The organism is Gilvimarinus algae, from assembly GCF_030518215.1.
Taxonomy (GTDB): Bacteria; Pseudomonadota; Gammaproteobacteria; order Pseudomonadales; family Cellvibrionaceae; genus Gilvimarinus; species Gilvimarinus algae.
In genome coordinates, this window is record NZ_JAULRT010000052.1 from 89265 (window position 1) to 107612 (window position 18348).

Consider the following 18348-nt stretch of genomic DNA (forward strand, 5'->3'; position numbering starts at 1 on the left):
CAGGTTATCGCCCGGGCAGGTCCGCAAGTGAAGAGTCGCCTGCGGGTGAATCCCCAAAAATAGGTGGGTGGAATGCAAGACAGCCTTATGGAGCAGCTTTGGAGTACGTCCCATATTTCCGGTGGGAATGCTTCATATGTGGAAGATCTCTACGACATTTATTTACACGATCCCAATGGCGTGCCCGAGCAGTGGCGCGACTACTTCGACCAATTGCCCCGCATTGAAGGGGTCGTTTCCCAGGATACACCGCACTCGGTCATTCGCGAGCAATTCGCCCAGCTCGCCAAAACCCGTTCCAGTGCAGCCTCGCCGACCCTGGCCTCGTCCATTTCTCTCGAGCACGAGCGTAAACAGGTTAAGGTACTGCAGCTGATCAGCTCCTACCGCTTTCGGGGGCATCAAAAGGCGCAGCTTGACCCTCTGGGTCTGATGCAGCGCGAGCATGTGCCGGATCTTGACCTTGCCTACCACGGCCTGACCTCGGCGGATATGGACACAGTCTTCCAGACAGGTCCGCTGTTTATCGGCCGCGAGGAAGCCCCGCTCAAAGATATTATCGCCGCTCTGGAGCAGACCTACTGTGGTCATGTGGGCCCAGAGATCATGCACATTACCAATCTCGCAGAAAAGCAGTGGTTGCAGCAGCGTCTTGAGAGTGTTCGCTCCAAGCCGACCTTTAGCGCCGAGCAGCGTCTTGCCGTGCTCGAGCGATTGACCGCTGCCGAGGGGCTGGAGCGCCACCTGGACAGCAAATACCCGGGTACCAAGCGTTTTGGTTTGGAAGGCGGTGAAAGTTTTATTCCTCTGGTGGACGCGCTGGTCAAACGCGCGGGCTCCTATGGTGCCAAAGAAATCGTACTGGGGATGGCGCACCGCGGTCGACTCAATACCCTCGTGAACGTTTTCGGTAAAAGCCCGGCCGAGCTGTTCGGTGAGTTTGAAGGCAAGCGGCTTGTCGATACCTCCGGTGACGTGAAGTATCACCAGGGCTTCTCATCCAACGTCATGACCCCCGGTGGTGAGATTCACATGGCCATGGCGTTTAACCCGTCGCACCTGGAGATTGTCTCTCCGGTGGTAGAAGGCTCAGTGCGTGCGCGTCAGGATCGTCGCGACGACGCTGTGGGTCACAAAGTGGTGCCGATTGTCGTGCACGGGGATGCCGCTTTCGCCGGTCAGGGCGTGGTCATGGAAACCTTCCAGATGTCCCAGACCCGCGCCTATCGCACCGGCGGCACCTTGCATCTGGTGATCAACAACCAGGTGGGCTTTACCACGAGCTTCCGCGAAGACGCCCGCTCGACCGAGTATTGCACTGACGTCGCGAAGATGATTGAGGCCCCGATCCTCCACGTGAATGCCGATGATCCGGATGCCGTCCTGTTCGTTGCCCAGTTGGCGATGGACTACCGCCATGAATTCAGAAAAGACGTGGTGATCGATCTTGTCTGTTATCGTCGGCGCGGACATAACGAGGCCGATGACCCCTCATCGACCCAACCCTTGATGTACCAGGCTATTCGCAAGCAAAAGTCAGTGCGTACCCTCTACTCCGATTTGCTCGTGAGTGCCGGTCTGCTGACAGGCGAAGAATCAGACAAAATGATGGACGACTATCGCGCGGCCCTCGATCGCGGTGAGAGCGTGGCCAGCGGTCTGGTCACTGAGCCGGATAAGTCGTTGTTCGTGGACTGGTCGCCCTATATCGGCCACGACTGGCAGACGCCTGCCGAGACGGGTTTTGACCTCAAAGCGCTGCAGGCTGTGGCTCACAAAATGTGTGATGTTCCCGACGGTATCGTTTTGCAGCGTCAGGTCTCTAAAATTTACGAAGATCGTCGCAAGATGGCCGGCGGTGCTTTGCCGATTAACTGGGGTTTCGCCGAAACTCTGGCTTACGCCACCTTGCTGGAGCAGGGCTTTCAGGTGCGCATGACTGGTCAGGATGTGGGGCGGGGTACTTTCTCTCACCGCCACGCGGTCTTGCACAGCCAAAAAGACGGTAAGCGCTACACGCCGCTGGCCAACATGAAAGAGGACCAGCCGGCGTTCGATCTGTACGACTCCTATCTCTCGGAAGAGGCGGTACTGGCCTTCGAATACGGCTATGCCACCACCACGCCCAACGCGCTGGTGATCTGGGAAGCACAGTTCGGCGACTTCGCCAATGGCGCCCAGGTGGTGATCGACCAGTTTATCACCAGTGGCGAGCACAAATGGGGCCGTCTTTGCGGACTGACCATGCTCTTGCCTCACGGTTATGAAGGGCAGGGACCGGAGCACTCTTCGGCGCGCCTCGAGCGCTTTATGCAGCTGTGTGCGGAGCACAACATCCAGGTGTGCATCCCCACCACGCCGGCGCAGGTGTTCCATATGCTGCGCCGCCAGGCGATCCGGCCCATGCGCCGTCCGCTGGTAGTGATGAGTCCCAAGTGGATTCTGCGTCACCCGCTGGCGACTTCCAGCCTGGAGGATCTGGCACACGGCAGCTTCCAGAATGTGATCGGCGAGCAGGATCTGGACCCGTCCAAGGTCAAGCGAGCGGTGCTCTGCTCCGGCAAGGTGTACTACCATCTGCTGGAAGAGCGTAACAAGCGCGAACAGGATGATGTGGCTCTGATTCGCCTCGAGCAGCTCTACCCCTTCCCGGAGGAGGAGCTCAAGGCCGCGCTCGCGCCCTACGCGAATGTCAAAGACATTATGTGGTGTCAGGAAGAGCCCATGAATCAGGGCGCCTGGTACGCCAGCCAGCATCACATGCGCAGAGTGGTCTACGACCTGAACCCCAACCTGTATCTGGGCTATGTGGGGCGTGACCCCTCGGCAGCGCCTGCCGCTGGCTACGCCTCGGTGCACCTTGAAGAACAGAAGCGCTTTGTTAACGAAGCGTTGAGTGTATAAGCACGTAACTCGCAAAAGAGAACGCTAGCGACAGCTAAGGAAACGTAATGAGCACTGATATCAAAGCCCCTACATTCCCCGAGTCCGTGCAGGACGGGACCGTTGCCACCTGGCATAAGCAGCCGGGAGAAGCTTGTTCACGGGATGAGCTGATTGTGGACATTGAAACCGACAAGGTGGTACTGGAAGTGGTAGCGCCTGCCGACGGCACCTTGAGCGAGATCATCAAGGGCGAAGGCGACACGGTATTGTCCAACGAAGTGATTGCCAAGTTTGAAGAGGGCGCTGCCGGCTCTGCCAAGTCAGACAGCAAGCCCGCGGCAGACGAGGGCAAAGCAGAAGACAAGAGTGCCGAGACTAAGTCCGAGGACAGCGGCGAGTCCTCGGATAAGCTGTTGAGCCCGGCCGCGCGTAAAATGGCCGATGAGAACAACATTGACCCCGCCTCGGTTGCCGGTACCGGTAAAGATGGTCGGGTCACCAAAGAAGACGTTCTCAACCATCTGAAATCCAGCGAGAGCAAGCCCGCCGACAAGCCGGCCCAGTCGAGCAGTCAGGCCGCCGCAGCACCGGCGCCAATGGCCGCGGGTGAACGCGTCGAGAAGCGCGTGCCCATGACTCGTTTGCGCAAGCGCATTGCCGAGCGTCTGCTGGAGGCCACCAGCACCACTGCCATGCTAACGACATTTAATGAAGTTAACATGGGCCCGGTGATGGAGCTGCGTAAGCAGTACAAAGATCAGTTCGAGAAAGTGCACAACGGCACCCGTTTGGGCTTTATGGGCTTTTTTGTCAAAGCGGCTACCGAGGCGCTAAAACGCTTCCCGGCGGTTAACGCTTCTCTCGATGGCGACGATGTGGTCTATCACGGCTACCAGGACATCGGCGTTGCGGTATCGACCGATAAAGGTCTGGTGGTGCCCGTGCTGCGCAACAGCGAGAAAATGAGCATTGCCGAAGTGGAGTCCACCATTCGCGACTTCGGTCTTCGTGCTCGCGACGGCAAGCTGTCCATCGATGAGATGACTGGCGGTACCTTCACCATCACCAATGGTGGGGTGTTTGGCTCGCTGCTGTCCACGCCGATTCTTAACCTGCCGCAGACAGCCATTTTGGGCATGCACAAGATTCAGGAGCGCCCCATGGCCGTCAATGGCAAAGTGGAAATCCAGCCGATGATGTACCTGGCCCTGTCCTACGATCACCGTCTGATCGACGGCAAGGAGGCGGTACAGTTTCTCGTGGCAATTAAAGAGCTGCTGGAAGATCCTGCGCGTATCCTGCTGGAGATCTAAGCGGCTTGCCAGCCCGGGGGGCTTACCGGCCGCCCGGAAAATTGATTTGCCGGAACACCAGAGCCGGCTAGGCGATAACATTTGGGAATGAGACTATGTCTGACAAATACGATGTGATTGTGATTGGTTCCGGTCCGGCCGGATATGTGGCCGCGATTCGTTGCGCGCAGCTGGGCCTGAAAACAGCCTGTATTGAAAAGTGGAAAGATAAAAGTGGCAAGGGCATTAACGGTGGTACTTGCTTAAATACCGGTTGTATTCCATCCAAAGCGCTGTTGGACAGCTCACAGAAATTTCATTACGCCGAAGTTGGTTTTGCTGGACACGGTATCAGCACAGGCAAGCTGCAAATTGATGTACCGGCCATGATTAAGCGCAAAGAGGCCGTGGTAAAGCAAATGTCCGGCGGCGTTGCCGGCCTGTTTCAATCCAATAAGGTAAAAAGCCTCTACGGTACGGGTAAGTTGCTCGCCGGTAAGAAAGTCGAGTTTACCGATAACGACGGTAAAACCAGCACACTTGAGGCTGACAATGTCATTCTTGCCTCGGGTTCAGTTCCCGTCAATATCGGCGTGGCTCCGGTTGATAACGAGGTAATCGTAGATTCTACTGGCGCCCTCGAATTTCAGGCTGTGCCCGAGCGTCTGGGTGTGATTGGCGCCGGCGTTATCGGTCTGGAGTTGGGTAGCGTTTGGGGACGTCTGGGTGCAAAGGTTGTTCTGCTTGAGGCTATGGATAATTTCCTGGCCATGATGGACCAGCAAATTGCCAAAGAGGCGCACAAGATTTTCACTAAGCAGGACCTGGACATTCGCCTGAGCTGTCGTGTCACCGGCACCGAGGTGAAAAGCAAGGGTAAAAAGAAAGAAGTTGAAGTCACTTACACCGATAAAGACGGCAATGAGCAGAAGGAAACCTTTGATAAGCTGATTGTTTGCGTTGGCCGCAAGCCCTACACCGAGGGTCTGTTGGCAGAGGACAGTGGGGTAAACCTGGACGAGCGCGGTTTTATTTATGTCAACGATCTGTGCTCGACCGATGCGCCCGGCGTGTGGGCGGTCGGCGATGTGGTCCGCGGCCCCATGCTGGCACATAAGGGTTCGGAAGAGGGCGTGATGGTCGCTGAGCGCATTGCCGGGCAAAAGCCGTTGGTCAATTACGACATTATTCCCAATGTTATCTATACTCATCCGGAAGTGGCCTCTGTGGGCAAAACCGAGGAGCAGCTCAAGGCCGAAGGTGAAGACTACGAAGTCGGTACCTTCCCGTTTATGGCCGTTGGGCGCGCGGTGGCCTCAGACGAGGCAGAGGGTATGGTTAAAATCATTGCACACGCAAAGACCGATCGCGTTTTGGGTGCCCATATTGTCGGGCCTTCAGCGTCGGATCTCGTACAGCAAGTGGCAATTGCTATGGAATTTGGCTCAAGTGCAGAGGACATCGGTATGACCGTGTTTGGTCACCCGACCTTCTCCGAAGCAGTCAAAGAAGCGGCTTTGGCAGTGGGCGGTCACGCCATTCACATGCCCAACCGCAAGCGCAAAAAATAATTATTCCAAAAATGATGAAGCGCAAAGACGCCGGCAGCCTGAGCTGCACGGCCTCTTTGTGACTGTCGGGTTTTGAGCCACAGTGCCTGGCGGTCGGGAAGAAATCAGGGGTGGGTCCTGGTGAGCGCGCAGAATAAGCGGTACGTCGCGCCGGCCTGCTGTCGTTTTTTTAAATCACGTTAACAAAACGGAAAAGCATCATGAATTTGCATGAGTACCAAGGCAAACAACTGTTTGCGCAATACGGTTTGCCCGTCTCTAAAGGCGTTGCAGCCCAGACTTCTGCTGAAGCAGTTGCCGCCGCTGACACCATTGGTGGCGGTGAGTTTGTCGTTAAGGCGCAAGTACACGCCGGTGGCCGCGGTAAAGCAGGCGGCGTCAAGTTGGTGAAATCCAAAGGTGAAATCGAAGCCTTTGCCAAGCAGTGGTTGGGCAAAAACCTAGTGACTTACCAGACAGACGAGAAGGGCCAGCCGGTCAGCCGTATTTTGGTTGAATCCTGCACCGACATCGACCAGGAGTTGTACCTGGGTGCGGTGGTCGATCGCTCCAGTCGCCGCATTGTATTTATGGCTTCCACCGAGGGTGGGGTAGAGATTGAGAAAGTCGCCGAGGAAACCCCGGAGAAAATTCTCAAGGCCACGATTGATCCGCTGGTAGGCCCACAGCCCTATCAGGGTCGTGACCTGGCATTCAAGCTCGGCCTCGAAGGCAAGCAAATCAAGCAATTTGTCGAGATCTTTATGGGCCTTGGCAAAATGTTCAAGGAAAAAGATCTGGCGCTGGTGGAAATTAACCCTCTGGTTATTACTCCGGCCGGTGACCTGCATTGCCTGGACGCCAAAGTCGGTGTGGACAGCAACGCTCTGTATCGCCACCCCGATCTGCGTGAAATGCATGACCCCAGTCAGGAAGACGAGCGCGAAGCGCACGCTGCTCAGTGGGAGCTCAACTATGTGGCGCTCGATGGCAACATCGGTTGCATGGTCAACGGCGCAGGTCTGGCCATGGGCACCATGGATATTGTTAAACTGCATGGCGGTCAGCCTGCCAACTTCCTGGATGTAGGCGGCGGTGCGACCAAAGAGCGCGTGGTGGAAGCGTTTAAAATCATTCTCTCCGACGACAATGTCAAAGCTGTTTTGATCAACATCTTTGGCGGTATCGTCCGCTGTGACCTGATCGCCGAGGGCGTTATCGGTGCGGTAGAAGAAGTGGGCGTAAAAGTACCGGTAGTGGTACGCCTTGAAGGTAACAATGCTGAGCTGGGCGCTAAAGTGCTGGCGGACAGCGGTTTGAACATCATTGCTGCAACCAGTCTGACTGACGCTGCCGAGCAAGTGGTGAAAGCAGCGGAGGGTAAATAAATGAGCGTATTGATCAATAAAGACACCAAGGTTATTTGCCAGGGCTTTACCGGTTCACAAGGCACCTTCCACTCAGAGCAGGCCATCGCTTATGGCACCAAAATGGTTGGCGGTGTAACGCCGGGCAAGGGTGGTCAGACTCACCTGGGCTTGCCGGTGTTTAATACCGTGGCTGAGGCTGTGGCTGAAACCGGCGCTGAAGCGTCAGTGATCTATGTGCCCGCACCATTTTGTAAAGACTCTATCCTGGAAGCGGCCAATGCCGGCATCAAGCTGATTGTCTGCATTACCGAAGGCGTGCCCACCATGGATATGCTGGATTGCAAAGTGAAGTGTGATGAGCTGGGTGTGCGCTTGATTGGCCCCAACTGTCCTGGTGTGATCACTCCCGGTGAGTGCAAAATCGGCATTATGCCCGGTCATATTCACAAGCCTGGAAAGGTGGGTATTGTGTCTCGCTCCGGGACCTTGACTTATGAAGCGGTGAAGCAAACCACGGATTGCGGTTTTGGCCAGTCTACCTGTGTCGGTATTGGCGGCGACCCGATTCCGGGTTCTAACTTTATCGATATCTTGAAATTGTTCCAGGAAGACCCGCAAACCGAAGCAATTGTCATGATTGGTGAGATCGGCGGTAGTGCTGAAGAAGAAGCCGCTGCCTTTATCAAAGAAAAAGTCACTAAGCCGGTTGTGTCTTACATCGCTGGTGTGACCGCGCCTCCTGGCAAGCGCATGGGCCATGCCGGGGCCATCATCTCTGGTGGTAAAGGCACTGCCGATGAGAAGTTCGCGGCTCTGGAAGACGCCGGTGTTAAAACCGTGCGCAGCCTCGCTGGTATTGGCGATGCCCTGAAAGAGTTGACCGGCTGGTAAGATCAGGCGGAAAAAGGGCGGCTTATGGCCGCCCTTTTTGCATCGAGAAAGACCTCTTGGCGTTTGGGTAGCACTTGTAAAAACGCTTTTCTTTTGCGGGAAAATGTGGGACATTGCGCGACTTTTAACGGGCGCGACCCGCGCCATCTTTCTGACAAGGAGTTGAGCGATTGAACGATTCCGAAGCACAGAATTGGTCAGCCAGACAATCCTCCGAACTCTACGGTGTTGAAGAGTGGGGTGGGGGCTACTTCGGTGTCAATGCCGACGGAAATGTAGAGGTACGCGCTCCCGGCAACGGAGATCGTGTAGCTGTTGCGCTCACTGACATTATTGACGGGCTGCAACAGCGCGGCCTGGATATGCCGGTGTTGCTGCGCATTGAAAATCTGGTGGACAGCCGGATTACCATCTTGAATGAATCTTTCGCCGAAGCGATTAAAACCACCGGCTATCAGGGCCAGTATCGCGGCGCTTTTCCTATCAAAGTCAACCAGCAAAGCCATATCGTGGAAGAAATTGCGCGTTTTGGCGAGCGTTACAATCATGGGCTGGAGGCCGGTAGTAAGGCCGAGCTCATGATTGCCATGTCGGTGCTGCAAAATCGCGAGAGTCTGATCGTCTGTAATGGCTACAAGGACGAAGAGTTTATCGATCTCGGATTACAGGCGCGCAAACTCGGCTTTAAGTGCATTTTTGTGCTCGAGACGCTTGCCGAAGTCAGACTGGTAATTGAGCGCAGTCGTGCCCACAAGGTCGACCCGATTATCGGTGTTAGACTCAAATTGTCCACCAAAGTGGAAGGGCACTGGGCCGAGGACAGCGGCGATCGCAGCCTCTTTGGACTCACCACCAATCAGCTAGTTGAGATTATCGATGAGCTTCGTGAGGCCGAGCTTTTGCACTGCCTCGAGCTGCTTCATTTTCACCTGGGCTCACAGATTCCTAATATTCGCAGCATTCGCGCCGGTGTGCTTGAGGCGTGTCGCTATTACATTGAGATGGTCGCCGAAGGCGCGCCGCTCAGGTACATCGATCTCGGTGGCGGCTTAGCCATTGACTATGATGGCACCAGCAGTGTCAGCGGGCACAGCCGTAACTATTCGGTGCAGGAGTACTGTGTCGACGTGGTCGAAGCACTGGCGCAGCAGCTTAATGCCCACAATCTGCCGCACCCAACCATTGTTACAGAGTCCGGTAGGGCGACGGTGGCGCACACCTCGGTGCTGCTCTTTAACGTGTTGGACGTCGGCCACTTCGAGCCCGGCCCGGTGCCCAGCGACCTGCCGGAAAACATGCATGAGCAGATCTCGAATCTGTGGTACACGCTCAAGGCCATTAACGTCGATAAACTGCAAGAGAGTTATAACGACGTTATTTACTACCGGGATCAGGTCCGTGACTGCTTCTTCCGCGGTGAAGTGAACTTGCGCGATCGTGCCTTTGCCGAAAATTTGTGTTTGGCCGGCTTGCAGCAAATCGTTGCTCTACTGCCGAAAATGAAGCGAATTCCTCCGGAGCTCGAAGAGCTGCCAGAACAGTTGGCTGATATCTATTACGGTAATTTCAGCGTGTTTCAATCGTTGCCGGACTCCTGGGCCATTAATCAAGTCTTTCCGGTGATGCCGATCCATCGCCTGAATGAAAAGCCCAGTCGGCAGGCAACCATTGCGGATTTGACCTGTGATTGCGACGGCAAACTCGACAGTTTCGCAGGCCCGGAAGGTGAGACCAAGACCCTCTCTCTTCACTCCATTAAAGAAGGCGAGGAGTATTATCTGGGCGTCTTTTTGGTTGGCGCCTATCAGGAAACGCTCGGTGATCTGCACAACCTGTTTGGCGATACTAATGTGGCCAGTGTGCGCATCAACGCCGATGGCACCCTCGATTTTGTGCACGAGCTTCACGGCGACAGCATCGCCGATGTGCTGAGTTATGTGGAGTATGACCCACAGTCGATGTTTCGCCAGTTTCGCATGGCGGCTGAGCAGGCGGTGCGCGATGGTCGCATCAGTGTGTCAGAGCGCCAGAGCATGCTGGCGGCGTATTCTGAAAGTCTGCGCGGCTATACCTATTTCGAACGCTAGTCTCGCAACGGTAAAAGGAGAGGCAATATGGCAAAAGTGATGATAATCGGTGCCGGTGGCGTGGGCGGCGTTGTGGCCCACAAGTGCGCACAGCTGCCAGAGGTGTTTAGCGAGATTGTGCTGGCCAGTCGTACAGAGTCAAAGTGCAAGGCCATTGCCGCGCAGCTGCCAAGGCCGGTCACCACTGCCCAGGTTGATGCGGATAACGTGGCCGAAACCGTTGCGTTGTTGAAAAAGCACCAGCCGGATCTGGTCATCAACGTGGCTTTGCCCTATCAGGATCTTGCCATTATGGACGCCTGCCTCGAGGCGGGCGTTGATTACCTGGATACCGCGAACTACGAGCCGCCGGATGAGGCCAAGTTTGAGTACAAGTGGCAGTGGGCCTATCAGGACAAGTTCCAACAGGCCGGGCGCATGGCACTACTCGGCTCGGGGTTTGATCCGGGGGTGACCAATGTCTACACCGCCTACCTAAAAAAGCATTATCTCGATGAAATTCACTATTTGGATATCATCGATTGTAACGCGGGTGATCACGGCCAGCCCTTTGCCACGAATTTTAATCCGGAGATCAATATCCGTGAGGTAACGGCCAAGGGGCGCTTTTGGCAGGATGGCGACTGGCGCGAGACTGAACCGCTGGAGGAAAACCGATCTTTTGATTTTCCGGCCGGTATTGGCCCTAAGCAGATATACCTGATGTACCACGAGGAGCTTGAGTCCATCACCAAGCACCTGCCGGAAATCAAGCGCGCTCGATTTTGGATGACCTTTTCCGATAACTACCTCAAGCACCTCGAAGTCTTGGGTAATATCGGTATGACTTCCATTGAACCTGTCACTTTTGAGGGCAAGGAAATTATTCCCTTGCAGTTTTTGAAAGCGCTGCTGCCTGACCCGGCCAGCCTCGGTCCCCTGACCAAGGGCAAAACCTGCATTGGCTGCGTTGCCACGGGTGTAAAGAACGGCGAAAAGAAAACGTTTTATATTTACAACATCTGTGATCATGAGGCCTGTTACGCCGAGGTTCAGTCGCAGGCAATTTCCTACACCACCGGTGTGCCAGCGATGATTGGTGCGAAGATGATGCTGGAGAAGAAGTGGGCCCGAGCGGGTGTATGGAACATGGAGCAGCTGGATCCGGACCCATTTATGGATGATTTAAACCAGTACGGATTGCCTTGGGAAGTGGTAGAAATTTCCCAGCCCACGGGCATGGAAGACTGACTCCCCACGATATGAAGCCCGTCAGCGACGGGCTTTTTTCTAGCAGGCAGCAAAAAGAGATTCGGCATGCAAAAACGCCAGTACTTTCATCAGTTTGACCCCACACGAGTACCTTCTCCTTGCTTTGTGGTCGACAGAGCGGCGGTGGAAGATAATTTAAAAATCCTCAATCGGGTGGGGCGGGAAAGTGGCGCCAAGGTGCTGGCCGCCTTAAAAGCGTTCAGCTGCTGGTCCCTGGGGGACTTATTTAATCAATATCTATGGGGCAGTTGCGCCAGTGGCGTCAACGAGGCCCGGCTGGCGCGGGAGTACTACGGTGGCGAGGTGCACACCTATTCCGCTGCCTACAAGGACGCCGATTTGCTGCAGGTGGTGGAGCTGTCAGATCATGTGTTGTTCAACTCCCTGTCCCAGTGGCAGCGCTTTAAGGACAAGTGTTTGGCGGCTAAGGAGTGCCGTCCCGGGTTGGAGTTTGGTTTGAGAATCAACCCCGAGCACTCCGAGGGCGAGGTTGAGCTCTATGACCCCTGCGCGCCCAAGTCGCGTATGGGGGTTCCGCGCAGCCAGTTTGGCGATACCTTGCCCGAGGGCATTACCGGTTTGCATTTTCACACCCTCTGCGAACAAGATGTGCCGCCGCTAAAGCGCACCATCGCTGCAGTGGAAGAAAAGTTTGGGGCGTTTTTACCGCAACTGACTTGGGTTAACTTTGGCGGTGGTCATCACATCAGCCGGGAAGACTATCAGGTCGATGAGTTGATCGCTCTGCTCAAGGCGTTTTCCGAAAAATACCAACTACAGGTTTATATCGAGCCAGGAGAAGCCACGGCCCTGCGCAGTGGTGTTTTGGTCGCCGAGGTACTGGACACCTTTGTCAGTACTGTACCTCAGGCCATTCTCGATACCTCGGCTACTTGCCATATGCCCGATACCCTGGAGATGCCTTACCGGGCGGATATTCTCGGCGCTGGCTTGGCGAATGAATTGGCCCATACCTACCGCCTGGGGGGCATGACCTGCCTGGCGGGGGATGTGATTGGCGATTACAGCTTTGCCCATCCCCTCGAGGTGGGGCAGCGATTGGTGTTTGAAGATATGGCGCACTACACCATGGTAAAAACCACGACGTTTAACGGTATTAATTTGCCGTCGATAGCGCTGTGGGACTCACGCACGGATCAGCTTGAGGTGATTCGCGATTTTGGCTATGAGGATTTCAAAACGCGCCTGTCGTAAGGGCCTTTACCCTCGCCTGCAGGGCGGGGATCACCTCGGCCTCAAACCACGGGTTGATCTTTAGCCAGCGATTGTTGCGGCCGCTTGGATGGGGCAGGGGCACCAGTTCCGGCCAGAATTCCCGCCAGCGTGCGACTCTTTGCGTCAAAGTGCGGTCTGAGCCTGGTAAGTGCCAGGCCTGTGCGTATTGGCCGATGACCAGAGTTAGCTCTACCTGCGTCAATTGCGCCAGCAACTGTGCCCGCCATTGGGGCGCACATTCTGGGCGCGGCGGGAGATCGCCGCTTTTACCTGTACCGGGATAGCAAAAGCCCATGGGCACCAGAGCGAAGAGTGCCGGATTATAAAAGGCCTCACGATCGACGCCCAGCCAGCGCCTGAGCCTGTCGCCACTCGGGTCGTCAAAGGGCTTTCCGGAGTCATGGGCCAGTTTGCCGGGCGCTTGTGCGGCTATTAAAATGCGTGCACCAGCCTCTGCCTGCAGCACGGGTCGCGGCGGCAGGGGCAGCGCCTCGCGGCACAATGTGCATTGGCGAATCTCGTTCATCAGCGCTCGCGCACTCACTGCAACCTCTCTGTCATCATTTCACTCCCACCTAGCCGTATAATGTCTTAGACACGCTAATAAGGATTGGTTTTGACGTCACATTTGATTGCTATTATCGGCGCGTCCGGCTCGGGGAAAACCACTTTGTCGCGCTACCTGTGTCAGGCGCTCGGCGAGCGCACAGGCGAGACGATTAACTGCATCAGCCAGGATGTTTACTACCGAGATTACACCCACCTGAGCGCCGCGGAGCGCGGGCGTGTCAATTTCGATCATCCGGACAGTTTTGACTTTGCCGCCCTGGCCGGGGATCTGTCAAGGCTCGCTGCTGGCGAGGCGGTGTGCGTGCCCGAGTATGACTATGTCACTCACAGGCCGCGGGCTCGGGCTCGGCATGTGGCCAGCGGGGGCGTGTTGCTGGTCGAGGGCATCCTACTGTTACATGATCCGCGTGTGCGGGAGTTGTTCTCTACGACCATTTATCTCGATCTACCCCTGGCGCTATGCTTTGAGCGGCGCCTTGAACGAGATGTGCGCGAGCGGGGTAGAAGCGCCGAATCCGTTCGGCGCCAGTTTAGTGAGAATGTGGTGCCTATGTTTGAGCGCTACCTTGCACCGCAGCGCCAACACGCCCAGTGGGTACTCGACAATAATGACGCACCGTCGGCTTTGGTCGATGCGCTTGTGACGAGGTTGGCTAAATGCAAGGTTTGATCGCGCTGGTGGGAATGAGTGTTTTGCTCGGCATCGCTGTGCTTATGAGCGAGAACCGTCGAGCCATCAACTGGCGTACGGTGGTGATCGCTTTTGCCTGTCAATTGGGTTTGGGTGCCCTGGTGCTTTACTCCTCTATAGGTCGCCAGGCGTTGGCGCGGGTTTCTGAGGTGATCTACGGCGTTATCCGCTATGGCCAGGAGGGTATCGCGTTTATGTTTGGCGAGTTGGCCAGTGACAAGCTCGGGTTTATCTTCGCCTTTAATGTGCTGCCGATTGTGATCTTCTTTTCCTCTTTCGTGGCTGTGCTCTACTACCTGGGAATCATGCAGTGGATTATCCGGATTTTAGGCGGTGCGCTGCGCGCCTTGTTGGGCACCAGCCGTGCAGAATCCATGTCGGCAACGGCGAATATTTTTGTCGGTCACACAGAGGCGCCTATGGTGATTAAGCCGTTTATTCCCACCATGACGCGCTCAGAGCTGTTTGCCGTTATGGTCGGTGGCCTGGCCACGGTCGCGGGCTCGGTGCTGGCCGGCTACGTCGGCCTGGGCGTTGAGCTTAAGTATCTGTTAGCGGCCAGTTTTATGGCCGCCCCCGGCGGTTTCCTGATGGCCAAGCTTATGGTGCCGGAAACGGATAAGCCGCGCGAGGATAGCGTTCAGACCGGCTCGGCGGATCTCGGTTACAGCAATGTGTTTGATGCCGCAGCGGTGGGCGCCACCAATGGCCTTAAAATGGCTGCCAACATAGGTGCCATGCTCATCGCATTTATTAGCCTTATTGCCTTGGTAAATGGGCTGCTCTCGATTCTCGGTGGCTGGATCGGGCTAGAAGCGCTCAGTTTGCAGTGGCTGCTGGGCGCCTTGTTCCAGCCTCTGGCTTTTTTACTGGGGGTTCCCTGGGAGGAGAGTCGGATAGCGGGCAGCCTGATTGGCCAAAAACTGGTGCTCAATGAGTTTGTGGCTTTTGTGGATCTGGCCGAGCAGCGCCACGCTCTGTCCGATAGCGCCATTGCTATCGTGTCTTTTGCTCTGTGCGGGTTTGCCAACTTTGGCTCTTTGGCTGTCCTGCTGGGCGGCTTTGCCACTCTGGCGCCCAATCGGCGCGCCGAGGTCGCGCAAATGGGCTTAAAGGCCGTGTTTGCGGGTTTCTTCGCCAATATGATGAGCGCCGCCATCGCCGGGCTCTTTCTCTCTTTAACCTGATTATCCCCCCAACTGGCCTCTCTGTTATGTGAATGTTAACGATCACATTAACGTTGACATTGCCCATCTTCGTTGTTAACGTTAACGATAACGCAATAGCGTCGCCCGGTCACAGGTGTTTAGCCAGACCCTGATCGGGAGGAGCGACTTCCCTTAGTGCCGTGACCGCGGCTTCCTGGGGTGGCCGGATCCAAAGTCCCTTAAACCTAATAGCTTGTCAGGACGATGAGGAGAGCTCGCCGACACTCAGGTGGTTGGCGACGTCGGGCAAGCACCAACATAACATTGGGGTACAAAAATAATGAGTCAGACAAGCGTAAAACGAACCGTTTTATCGACCTCCATCGCTGCTGTGCTCGGCACCCTCCCTATGGGAACGGTGCTGGCTCAGGACGACATGGACATGCTGGAAGAAGTGGTGGTGACCGGTATCCGTGCGTCGCTGGACCGCGCTATGGATATCAAGCGCGATGCCTCCGGCGTTGTGGACGCCATTTCCGCCGAGGATATCGGCAAGTTTCCCGATACCAATCTGGCTGAGTCGCTGCAGCGGATTACCGGTGTCTCCATTGACCGACAGAACAATGAGGGTTCACGCGTGACCGTCCGTGGCTTTGGGCCGGATTACAACATGGTCACCTTGAATGGTCGTCAGATGCCCACTGCCAACCAGAACGCCACCTCGGCCAGTAGCTCACGCTCGTTTGACTTTGCCAACCTGGCGGCAGAGTCGGTGGCGGGTGTTGAAGTATACAAAACCGGTAAAGCCAGCCTGATAACGGGCGGAATTGGCTCGGTCATCAACATCAAAACAGCGCGTCCCTTTCAGCTGGACGGCATGCACTCAAGCATCGGTGTCAAAGCGGTTGCCGATCAAACCAATCGTCGTGGTGATGATGTCACTCCCGAGCTATCCGGCATTTACAGCAACACGTTTGCCGATGACACCATCGGTGTTGCTCTGAGTGCCAGCTATCAGGAGCGCGACAGCGCGCTTGATTCGGGCAACGTTTCCTCCGGCTGGAATACTTTGCGGGTGGGGGAAAACGATCCGCTCTCTGCCAGCTATCCTGTACAGGCTGGCGATCTGATGTCGACGCCACAAAACTTCCTGTACCGCACCGACGACATTGAGCGCGAGCGCATTAACGGTCAGCTGACCTTACAGTGGCGCCCGGTTGATTCGCTGACTGCGACCGTGGATTACACCTACGCCGAACTGGACGTGGAAGTGCGCCGCCAGGAGCTCTCTGCCTGGTTTGGGGGCGGTTTCAATACTCAGGGTGGCAGCACCTTGTTCACCGGCGACGAAGCCGATGGTGTCGTGACGCCTTCGGTGCTAGTGGCTACCGATTGCTGTGATGTGGGTTTGGGCGTCGGCAGCTGGGGCACCGTCAATGAGACTAACTCCGCTGGCATGAATCTCAAGTGGGACGCTACCGATAAGCTAAGCCTTACGCTGGACTACCATAACTCCGAAGCTGAGGCGCGCAACAAAGACGCCCGCGGCAGCGACAACATCGTTACGGCGACCGGGTTTACCCGAACAGTGACGAGCGTGGACTTCAGGCAAGATATGCCGGTCATGTCCGTCGAGATGGAAGACGGTGAGCTGACTGCATCCGACATTATTTCTACCGGCACCAGCCACAGAAACAGTTACATGAAATCCGAAGTCGAGCAATTGCAGCTCAGTGGCAGCTATGACTTCGATGCCAGCTTCGTTAAGAGTGTCGACTTCGGTGTGGCCACCACTGAAATCAACAACCGTACCGCCTTTAGTCTGAATCAGGGCGGCAACTGGGGTGGTGTTGGCTATACGGATATTGGTGGCGGCTGGAACGCTGGTGCCGGTGACGGTGACGACAACTTTGAAGATAGTGCCTTTGATTTTCGCCCGCTTGGCAGCGCTTTTGACTCCGTCGACAGTGGTGGTGTTTACGGTCAATACGTTGTGGTTGACTACGATCAGTTTTCCGGTGACTTGGCGCGTTTCTACGAGGAAAACTCCAACGGCGAGGGCGCTGGCGGCAACGTGTTCACTCATTGTGATCCGGGCACCTTGTGCATTAATCCCGAGTACTCAGTGGATAACCGCATGACCGAGGAGCAAAGTTCAGCGTATGTGCAGGCCAATATGGAGTGGGCTCTGGGCAGCATGCTGGCGCAGTTGTCGGTTGGTGTTCGCTATGAGGAAACCGACATTACTGCGTCGACTTTGTTACCGAACTACACTGATGGTGTATGGCGCACACCGAACGAGTTGTTGCTCTTGTCCGACGGTGGTGTTTTCCGTACCGGAGAAGGTGCCTACGAGAACCTTCTGCCGAATGTGGATTTTCGTATAAATCTCACCGAGGACCTGGTGCTTCGGGCCTCTTACAGTGAAACCATTTCACGACCTTCTTATGCAAACCTGCAGGGTGCGGCTGTGCCCGACAGCTCTCAGGCGCGCACTTTCGATAACAGCACGGCGACAGGCGGCAATCCCGACCTGGATCCGTTCGAGTCAAAAAACATCGATCTGTCGGCCGAGTGGTACTACGCCGAGGGCAGCTATATTTCTATCGGCTACTACGCCAAGGATGTCGAAAACTTTATCGGTACTAGTCTGGATGCCGAGATACTCTTCCCGGATATTCTCAATCCGGCCACCGGGCCGCGTTACGATGAAGCCGCGGGCGCCGCTTCTGCGGACAACTTTGGGCAGGATGTGCGCGACTACTATGTCGCTCAGGGCTGGATTGACGGAACCACCGGCGAGCTTCTCGGCGATACCAGCAGCTACGACCCTTTGGTGTACACCATTCGTGTGCCGGTCAATGAAAAAGAGGCCTCCATCGATGGCTTTGAGTTTGCCATCCAGCACATGTTTTGGGACAGTGGCTTTGGAGGCATTGCCAACCTGACAACCGTAGACGGTGATATTGGTTACGATAATACCCTGATCGGTGAAAACCAGTTCGCCCTGCTGGGGCTTAGCGATTCGGCCAACCTGGTGTTCTTCTACGACAAGAACGGTTTGCAGGCGCGTCTTGCTTACAACTGGCGCGATGATTTCCTCAGCGGGACCGGGCAGGGAAATGGTCAGTTGGAGCCTGCTTACACCGAAGCTTACGGGCAGTTGGATGTGAGCGTCAGCTACGATATCACCGAGAACCTCAATGTATTCGTTGAAGGCATCAACATTGCCGAGGAGGATATTCGAGTTCACGGACGCTCGGAGAACAGCTTGCTGTTCTATGGCGAGCAGGAAGCCCGCTATGCGCTCGGTGCTCGCTACAGCTTCTAATTGGCTGATGGTCTAGGCTTAAAAGCAGCCACTGGTGAAGTGGCT

General features: G+C 55.8%; 12 protein-coding genes. 11 read left to right on the forward strand and 1 reads right to left on the reverse strand.

Going from position 1 to position 18348, the window contains the following annotated elements; translation table 11 throughout:
* Window positions 1–72 precede the first annotated feature (72 nt).
* The 8 genes from QWI16_RS07835 to nspC all read left to right on the forward strand — a co-directional run bounded on the left by QWI16_RS07835 (window position 73) and on the right by nspC (window position 12542).
* Window positions 73–2904 carry a 2-oxoglutarate dehydrogenase E1 component gene (locus QWI16_RS07835; protein WP_302712241.1) on the forward strand — a complete coding sequence of 944 codons (2832 nt, stop codon included), beginning with the start codon at window positions 73–75 and terminating at the stop codon, window positions 2902–2904.
* Window positions 2905–2951: 47 nt separating this feature from the next.
* Window positions 2952–4199 carry a 2-oxoglutarate dehydrogenase complex dihydrolipoyllysine-residue succinyltransferase gene (odhB, locus tag QWI16_RS07840; protein ID WP_302712243.1) on the forward strand — a complete coding sequence of 416 codons (1248 nt, stop codon included), beginning with the start codon at window positions 2952–2954 and terminating at the stop codon, window positions 4197–4199.
* A 95-nt stretch (window positions 4200–4294) separates the two neighbouring features.
* Window positions 4295–5749, forward strand: a complete 1455-nt coding sequence (lpdA, locus tag QWI16_RS07845) for a dihydrolipoyl dehydrogenase (protein WP_302712244.1) — start codon at window positions 4295–4297, stop codon at window positions 5747–5749.
* A 200-nt stretch (window positions 5750–5949) separates the two neighbouring features.
* The gene (gene sucC, locus QWI16_RS07850; RefSeq protein WP_302712245.1) at window positions 5950–7116 is read left to right on the forward strand and encodes an ADP-forming succinate--CoA ligase subunit beta; all 1167 of its coding nucleotides are present in this window, start codon (window positions 5950–5952) and stop codon (window positions 7114–7116) included.
* Complete coding sequence (sucD, locus tag QWI16_RS07855; protein ID WP_302712246.1) at window positions 7117–7989, forward strand: succinate--CoA ligase subunit alpha; 873 nt, start codon at window positions 7117–7119, stop codon at window positions 7987–7989. It abuts the gene before it with no gap.
* 170 nt (window positions 7990–8159) lie between these two features.
* Window positions 8160–10076, forward strand: a complete 1917-nt coding sequence (gene speA, locus QWI16_RS07860; protein ID WP_302712247.1) for a biosynthetic arginine decarboxylase — start codon at window positions 8160–8162, stop codon at window positions 10074–10076.
* A gap of 27 nt (window positions 10077–10103) precedes the next feature.
* Complete coding sequence (locus QWI16_RS07865) at window positions 10104–11306, forward strand: saccharopine dehydrogenase family protein (protein ID WP_302712248.1); 1203 nt, start codon at window positions 10104–10106, stop codon at window positions 11304–11306.
* 66 nt (window positions 11307–11372) lie between these two features.
* Window positions 11373–12542 (forward strand): carboxynorspermidine decarboxylase, encoded by a 1170-nt coding sequence (gene nspC / locus QWI16_RS07870; protein ID WP_302712249.1) that lies wholly within the window; start codon window positions 11373–11375, stop codon window positions 12540–12542.
* On the opposite strand, the gene QWI16_RS07875 is transcribed toward nspC, so the two are convergent.
* Entirely contained in the window at window positions 12523–13107 is a 585-nt protein-coding gene (locus QWI16_RS07875) for a uracil-DNA glycosylase family protein (protein ID WP_302712250.1), read from the reverse strand. The two genes, nspC and QWI16_RS07875, sit on opposite strands and share 20 nt — an antisense overlap.
* 72 nt (window positions 13108–13179) lie before the next feature.
* On the opposite strand from QWI16_RS07875, the gene udk reads away from it, so the two are divergent.
* The 3 genes from udk to QWI16_RS07890 all read left to right on the forward strand — a co-directional run bounded on the left by udk (window position 13180) and on the right by QWI16_RS07890 (window position 18303).
* Window positions 13180–13803, forward strand: a complete 624-nt coding sequence (gene udk / locus QWI16_RS07880) for a uridine kinase (RefSeq protein ID WP_302712251.1) — start codon at window positions 13180–13182, stop codon at window positions 13801–13803.
* Window positions 13791–15011, forward strand: a complete 1221-nt coding sequence (locus QWI16_RS07885) for a NupC/NupG family nucleoside CNT transporter (protein ID WP_302712252.1) — start codon at window positions 13791–13793, stop codon at window positions 15009–15011. Before udk ends, QWI16_RS07885 begins: the two co-directional genes overlap by 13 nt.
* 301 nt (window positions 15012–15312) lie before the next feature.
* Window positions 15313–18303 (forward strand): TonB-dependent receptor, encoded by a 2991-nt coding sequence (locus QWI16_RS07890; protein WP_302712253.1) that lies wholly within the window; start codon window positions 15313–15315, stop codon window positions 18301–18303.
* The last annotated feature ends 45 nt before the right edge of the window (window positions 18304–18348 follow it).